Raw genomic sequence first — 7,157 nt, forward strand, 5'->3', positions numbered from 1 at the left:
CCGCCCGCCCACCTCCTTCTTCTCGCCCACGTGCATGAGGGCCTGGAGGAAGGTGCCGGTGGTGAGCAGCACCGCGCGCGCCTCCACCCGCGTCCCGTCCCCGAGCACCACCCCCGCCACGCGCCCGCCCTCGGCGAGTACCGCGGAGACCTCGGCCTCGTGCACGGTGAGGTGGGGCTGGGCCCAGAGGACGGACTGCATGGTGCGCGCGTAGACGTCGCGATCGCACAGCACGCGGCTGGCCTGCACGGCCGGGCCCTTCGAGGCATTGAGCGTCTTGAAGTGCGTGCCCGAGAGGTCCGCCACCCGGCCCATCTCGCCGCCGAGCGCATCGAGCTCGCGCACCAGGTGGCCCTTGGCGGTGCCGCCCACGGCGGGGTTGCAGCTCATGACGGCGGCGCGCTCGCGCTTGAGGGTGAGGCCCAGGGTGGACAGGCCCATGCGGGCGCAGGCCAGAGCGGCCTCGCAGCCGGCATGGCCGAGGCCCACCACGATGACGTCGTACCGAGGCTTCATGTTGGCAGGGGAGGGGAGGGGGAAAGCCCCTATGTCACGCGCCGGGTCCGCGAAGGCAAGCGAGAGCACCGTGCAAGGCCCCGTCTCCCCCTGGGAGAGGGCGGGGGCGGGGGTGTCCGCTCGGCTGGACAGCTGGACGGTGCCGTCGGCTCCCTCGGAGGTGCCCGTGGTCCGCCGCGTGCTTGGGGAGCCCCTGGCATGTCCGGACCCCATGACCTCTTCGTCCGCTCCACCTTCGGCCACCCCGAGCGAGCCGCGGCCGAGCTGCGCGCCCTCTTGCCCTCGCACGTCGTCTCCGAGGTGGACTGGGAAACGCTGCGGCAGGAGCCGGGCAGCGTGGTGGACCCGGAGCTGCGAGAGACGGAGAGCGATCTGCTCTTCTCGGCCCGACTGCGCACGGCTCGGCCCCTGCTGCTCTACGTCCTGCTCGAGCATCAATCCTCGGTGGATCGGTGGATGGCGTGGCGCATGCTGCGCTACGTGGTGCGCCTGGGGGAGCAGTGGCGCCAGGAGCATCCGGAGAGCACAGGGCTACCGGTCATCATCCCGCTCGTCATGTATCACGGGTCGGGAGAGGCCTGGACGGCGCCGCGCCGGGTCGAGGAACTCTTCGACCTGCCAGAAGAGGCGGAGGAGCGGGAACGCTGGCGAGCCCTGGTGCCGCGCTTCGAGTACCTGCTGGATGACCTGACGGCCGAGCGGGAGGAGGCGCTGAAGGCGCGTCCCGGTCCGCCCCTGGTCCGGCTGGCGTGGCTGGCCCTGCGCTACGGGCGCACCGACGAACTGGCCGAGCGGCTCTTGGACTGGAGGGCGCTCTTCGCGCAGGTGCGGGCCGCCCCCGACGGTGCCGAGCACCTCGGCATGGTCGTCCGTTACCTGCTCTATATCGGGGGCAGCTCGGTCCGAGAAGCCGCGAGGCAGGTGCTACATTCGGTGATGGATGCGCAACACGCGGAGGAGCTGATGCGAAGCTACGGCGAGGAGCTCATCGAGCAGGGCCGCCAGCAGGGGCTGCAACAGGGGTTGGCGCGGGGGCGTGCCGAGGGACGTGCCGAGGGTGTGCTGCGGATTCTCGCCGCGCGCGGTGTGCACGTGGCCGACGAGGCCCGGCAACGCATCCTCACCTGCACGGACGTGGCCACCCTCGACGACTGGTTCGATCGGGCCCTGACGGCCAGCACGCTCGCGGACGTGCTGGCCGACCCGGCCCAATAGCCTACGGCGCGGGCGGCGTGGGCACCGGGGCCTTGGCCTTCTTCTCCGCTCCCGCGAAGTCTCCGGCCTTGACCACCGTCACCTTCTTCCAGTCCAGGTGCCTGGCCAGCGCGGCGCGCACGTCGTCGGGCTTGAGCGCGCTCATGCGCTTCTCGAAGGCCGCGTCGAACTCCAGCGTGCGCCCGTAGTACAGGTAGGCCGCCAGCGTGCGCGCCAGGCCCCCGTCATCCGAGCGGCCCGTGCGCCGGTACTCCAGCAGGCCCGAGCGCGCCTTCTCCAGCTCGTCCGCGGTGAAGCCCTTGCTCAGCACGCGCTCCACCTCCTCGCGCACGGCCGACTCCAGCTTCCCGGCGTTCTGCGGGGCGTAGATGGCGAAGGTGGAGAAGGAGCCCACGGGGTCCATCGCCCCCGCGGACAGCGAGCTGCTCACCGTATAGGAGAGCCCATCCCGCTGGCGCACGCGGGTGGCCAGGCGCGAGTTGAGAAAGCCCCCGCCGAGCACGAAGTTGCCGAGCACCAGCGCGGGGTAGTCCGGGTCATCGTCGCGCACCGCCAGGCCCTGGCCCGCGAGGAACAGGGCGTTGGCCTTGTCCGGCGTCTCCAGCACGAGCGCCTGGGTGCCCGGCTTGTACGGCTGGGCGGGGATGCGTGCGTAGGGGGCCGGGCTCTTCCAGCCGCCGAACAGCTCGGCCACCTGCTTCTGGAGGGCATCGGCATCGAAGTCGCCCACGGCGGCGAGCTCGCCCTGCGAGGCGCCGTAGAACTCACGGTAGAAGGCCTGGACCTGCTCCAGGGTGGTGCGCTTCACGCCCGCGAGCGACTCGTCCAGGGTGTCCGCGTAGTACGGGTGGCCCTGGGGGTAGGGGGAAATGGCCCGGGCGTAGGCGATGCGGCCCTGGGTGTTGGGCTCGCTGCGCTGGGACTCCAGGGAGGCCAGCCGCTCCTCCTGGAGGAGGGCGAATTCCTTGGGGTCGAAGGAGGGCTCACGGAGCACCTCGGCCACGAGCTTCATCACCTCGGGGAGGTTCTGGCGCGGGGCCTCCACCCAGACATTGGCGCCGGTGGCCCCGCCGTCCACGCTCACGCGGGCCTTGAGCTTGTCGAAGGCGTCCTTGAGCTCCTGGCGGCTGTGCTTCTTCGTGCCGCGCAGGAGCATCATCCCGGCGTAGTCGGCGGCGTCGCTCCTGCCCCAGACGGCCTTCTCGGTGCCCCAGCGCAGGTTGAGGGTGAGGCTGACCATCTCGCCGCGCGTCTTCTTGGGCAGCAGGGCGAGCTTGAGGCCCGCGGCCTGCGAGCGCTTCACGCGCGACTCGATGTTGGCGGGAGACGGGTCGAACGCCTCGCCCACGGCCACGGCGCCGCGGCCCTTGTAGCCCTCGAGCATGGCGGCCACGTCGACGCGGCCGGGCATCTCGGCGCGGTCCGGCTTGGAGGTGGGGAGGAACTGGCCGAGGGTGCGGTTGGAAGGCTTGAGGTACTGCTCGGCGACGCGGGAGACGTCGGCGGCGGTGACGGCTTCAATCCGGTCGCGGTGCAGGAAGAAGAGGCGCCAGTCGCCGATGGCGGCCCACTCGGACAGCTGGATGGCGGCGGCCTCCGAGTCGTTGAGCATCAGCTCCACGTGCTTGAGCAGGGCCGTCCTGGCGCGGTCGACCTCGTCGGGGGTGAAGGGGGTGCGAGCGGCCTCCTCGACGGTCTTCACGAGGGTGTCGCGGGCGGCGTCGAGGGACTGGCCCTCGCGGACCTCGGCGGAGAAGGCGAGGACGCCGGGGTCGTGGAGCTGGAGGTTGAAGGCGCCGGCGCTGGCGGCCTTCTTCGTCTCCACGAGGGCCTTGTAGAGGCGGCCGGAGGGGGCGGAGCCGAGGATGTGGGTGAGCACGTCGAGGGCGGCGAAGTCGGGGTGGGCGCCCTCGGGCACGTGGTAGACGGCGGAGAGGGCGCTGACGTCGCCGACGCGGCGCAGGGTGACGAGGCGCTCACCGTCCTGGGTGGACTCCTCGGTATAGGTGGCGGGCAGGGGCTGGGCGGGGCGGGGCAGCTTGCCGAAGGTCTTGCGCACCTCGGCGAGGGCCTTCTGGGGCTCGAAGGCGCCGGCGATGACGAGCATGGCGTTATCGGGCCGGTAGTACTTCCGGTAGAAGGCCTGGAGCCGGTCGATGGGGACGTGCTCGAGGTCGGCGCGCGAGCCGATGGTGGACTTGCCGTAGTTGTGCCAGGTGAAGGCGGCGCTCATGACGCGCTGGAAGAGGATGCGCGAGGGATCGTTCTCGCCGCGCTCCAGTTCGTTGCGCACCACGGTCATCTCACTGTCGAGGTCCTTCTTCGCGATGAAGCTGTTGACCATGCGGTCGGCTTCGAAGGAGAGGGCCCAGGAGAGGTTGGCGTCGGAGGCGGGGAGGGTCTCGAAGTAGTTGGTTCTATCCAACCAGGTGGTGCCATTGGGGCGGGCGCCGCGCTGGGTGAGGGCCTCGGGCACGTTGCGGGTGGTGGGGGTGCCCTTGAAGAGGAGGTGCTCGAGGAGGTGGGCCATGCCCGTCTCGCCGTAGCCCTCGTGGCGGGAGCCGACGAAGTAGGTGACGTTGACGGTGACGGTGGGCTTGGTGGGGTCGGGGAAGAGCAGGACGCGCAGCCCGTTGTCGAGCCGGTACTCGGTGATGCCTTCGACGCTCGTGAAGGGGGCGGACGAGCCGGCCTTCGCCTTGGAGCGGGGAGAGGGGGCGACCTGGGAAGGAGCGGGGGCCGGCGGCTGCGCCAGCGCGGGAGCGGAGGCGAGGAGGAGGGCCGCGACGAGGAGTCGGAAGCGGGAGGGGAGGGCCATGTCTGGAAGCTACCAACCGGGCATGCCCGGACCATGTTCCCGAGCGGCGGAATCCCGAGGGAAGGCCCAGGGCTGAACGGAGCGGGGAGGGGCGTGGAGCAGGGAGCCTCTCGGGCGGACTCCCTCTCCCTCTGGGAGAGGGCCGGGGTGAGGGTCGTCCCGATTGATAATCGGAGGTGACCCAAAAAGTTGGGTGACCTACCCGGCCGTAGGGAATGAAGCCCGCTGATCGCAGGCGGCCAACATCTCCGCTTTAAGGCATGGTACTTTCCGTAACATCTTCAATCACTGCCAGTCGTTATCGACCGGTGGGTTCGGAGGGGGGCCCATGCCAAAACTTTTCCCGTTGAATCAGCTTGAGTCCTTCGGCACCAACGAGCTTCAGGATGCGATCGACAGCGCTCCAGAATTCTACAGTCTGCGAGATGCCGTAGGCGAAGTCGTCCGAGCCATCCACGGCTTGCCAGAGGCTCTTGGCTGCGAATTGCGTCAGGTCGAGGTCTACCTGGGGCGTTCAGGCCGGACCGCGGATCATGTTCGGAACCGCTGGCGGTATAGGTTCGGCCAATTCGACCAAGCGCCCTCCACCCACGCGCTAGCCGTATTCCGCAGTTCTACCGCTCAACTACGAAATGAAAGTTGGGAGCGAGCCGCTCAACGTGTGATCGGAGCGCTGGATCGCAACAAAGCACTCTGCTGCTCCAACGTTGTTGCTGGAAACAACGGTCCGTGGCCAGCAACACGTCAGACCACCATCTACTTGGTTGCTCGTGTACGCCCTGGACGGATTGGAGAGCTATCAACAACAGCTGTGGATCGTGCCATCCGGGAACTCATGAATGAGCGAGACATCGACCCAGCAGCTCTCGTCGAAGCTGGACGGCTCATCCCCGAACCTGAGAATTACCTTGAGATGGAGCTTGCGGAGGTAGCTGATTCCGGCGGCTCCGAAGTGAGTTCGGAGTCGACAGCACCCACATGTCGAGAGCCTGGTTGCAAGCTGCGCGCGCGCGACAGGAATTTTGGATTCTGCGGTCATCACCGCCGCATACTGCCCCTTGGTGAACGTTGCAGAGCGCCAGACTGTCTCTATGCACCATTGCAGGGCAATTATGGATTCTGCGGTGTCCATAGAGGTCTTTGACCAGGGCACGTCGGAGTTCGTGTCCGCGTAGGGGGCATATGCAAGGCGCGAGTACTAGGCGCGGCCCGCGAGGTGTATGGGCTGCATCGGCCATCTCCGTCACCCTGGCGCTCACGGGATGTGCTCCCAGCATGCACTTACGAGGAACGAGCCTTCGAGCCGCTTCAAGTGGCGGTGAATGCGACAGGAATCCAGCCGCCTGCATGCCGCTGCCGGACTACTGTGAGCAGCATCCGGAGAAGTGCTTTGCGCCGATGCCCTCGCCACAAACTCGGACGGAGCAGCCAGAAGAACAGGCAGGACCACCACCCAACTTGAACCGCTGCCTTGATGCCTGTGCGGCAAGTGGAGAAGTCCTGAGAAGCTTCTGCCGCTCAATCCGCGATCCCAAGCTCAAGGCTGGATGTTGGGGCCTGGAGTTCGTAAGTGGGACCGCATGCCGAGGCTGGTGCTTCCTGCATTACAGCAAGAAATGAGTTCGAGCGCCCATGGCCACCCGAGCGAAGAGAGCTGCCACGAAGAAGAAAGCCAGTCCCCGCGCGCTGGGAACGGTCATCGCCGAGCGGACCCTGACCTTCGTTGAGCCCAAGGCTTCGCTCGTGCGCATCCGCATCGGAAAGCCGAGGAAGGCTCGCACGACAGGCGACTACTTCTGCCCCTTCTCCATCGAGAGCCTCGGGAACCAGAAAGTCCACGAGGCCTGGGGCATCGACTCCATCCAGGCCCTCCAGAACGCACTCCAGGCCATCCGCCTCGAGCTCGCCCCACATGAGAACAGCCTGGAGTGGGAAGGAGGGCAGGACGGTTGGCTGGGCTTCCCCAAGGTGGTTCCCGACCTCTTCGGACCGAGGTTCACCCGGCGTCTGGAAGACTTGGTGGAGCGGGAGACGGAGCGCTTCGCGCGAGGCCTCGAAGCCGCGAGCCGTCAGGCGGCGTCCGAGCCGGCGGGCGGAAGGAAACGGAGTTCGCGGCCTCGGCGCTGACCGCGTACCCGAGTCTGAAAGAGAAGACGCAACCGGGTATGGGTCGCCCCGGGTGCGACATCTGCTAGGGTGGACCTTGGAGGTGTTCCCCCCTGGCACGACTTCTCCCGTGGTTACCGCTCGCGCTCCTCATGATGGGGAGGGCCGCGGCGGCACAGCACCTCCCGCCCGCGGCCCGCGAGCGCCAGGAGCGGCAGGTCGTCGTCCCGAGCAGCCCCGGCGAGCCGGTGCCGGAGGTGCGGGTGGCGGCCAGGGTCACCACCTACCTGCGCTTCAACGCCCCTATCGACAAGGCCTCGTTGGAGGTGGAGGGGCGGGCGACCCGCTTCACGCTGGTGGACGTGGGCGAGTACGCCATCGCCCTCGAACTCGCTGTCGAGCCGGCCCCCGGAGAGCGGCTCATCGTGCGGGTGCGCTACAAGGACGGCGGCACTCCGGCGTACGCCACCCTCGCGCTCGTCTCCCACCCCACGTTGGTGGA

General features: G+C 68.3%; 5 protein-coding genes. 3 read left to right on the forward strand and 2 right to left on the reverse strand.

Translation table 11 applies throughout. From position 1 onward, the window contains the following. Positions 1 to 516 (reverse strand): FAD-dependent oxidoreductase (locus tag VF794_RS23260; RefSeq protein WP_331113945.1); only part of this gene is annotated, 516 nt, incomplete at its 3' end. 198 nt (positions 517 to 714) lie between these two features. Here VF794_RS23260 and VF794_RS23265 point away from each other — a divergent pair. Further along, a complete protein-coding gene (locus VF794_RS23265) occupies positions 715 to 1,731 on the forward strand; it encodes an Rpn family recombination-promoting nuclease/putative transposase (RefSeq protein ID WP_331113947.1) in 1,017 nt (338 codons plus the stop codon). Position 1,732: 1 nt separating this feature from the next. Here the strand turns inward: VF794_RS23265 and VF794_RS23270 are convergent, their stop codons facing one another. Beyond that, the gene (locus tag VF794_RS23270) at positions 1,733 to 4,549 is read right to left on the reverse strand and encodes a pitrilysin family protein (protein ID WP_331113949.1); all 2,817 of its coding nucleotides are present in this window, start codon (positions 4,547 to 4,549) and stop codon (positions 1,733 to 1,735) included. A gap of 1,632 nt (positions 4,550 to 6,181) precedes the next feature. On the opposite strand from VF794_RS23270, the gene VF794_RS23275 reads away from it, so the two are divergent. Together VF794_RS23275 and VF794_RS23280 are read left to right on the forward strand one after the other, a co-directional pair. Beyond that, complete coding sequence (locus VF794_RS23275; protein WP_331113951.1) at positions 6,182 to 6,676, forward strand: DUF6968 family protein; 495 nt, start codon at positions 6,182 to 6,184, stop codon at positions 6,674 to 6,676. A 131-nt stretch (positions 6,677 to 6,807) separates the two neighbouring features. Further along, a partial coding sequence (locus tag VF794_RS23280; RefSeq protein ID WP_331113953.1) for a DUF2381 family protein occupies positions 6,808 to 7,157 on the forward strand: 350 nt, incomplete at its 3' end.

Origin of the sequence: Archangium sp. (genome assembly GCF_036389735.1) — a bacterium.
Lineage (GTDB): Bacteria > Myxococcota > Myxococcia > Myxococcales > Myxococcaceae > Archangium.

Coding starts and splice junctions, on each gene's coding strand:
- VF794_RS23265 (WP_331113947.1), top strand. CDS start 715: ATGTCCGGACCCCATGACCTCTTCGTCCGCTCCACCTTCGGCCACCCC.
- VF794_RS23270 (WP_331113949.1), bottom strand. CDS start 4,549: ATGGCCCTCCCCTCCCGCTTCCGACTCCTCGTCGCGGCCCTCCTCCTC.
- VF794_RS23275 (WP_331113951.1), top strand. CDS start 6,182: ATGGCCACCCGAGCGAAGAGAGCTGCCACGAAGAAGAAAGCCAGTCCC.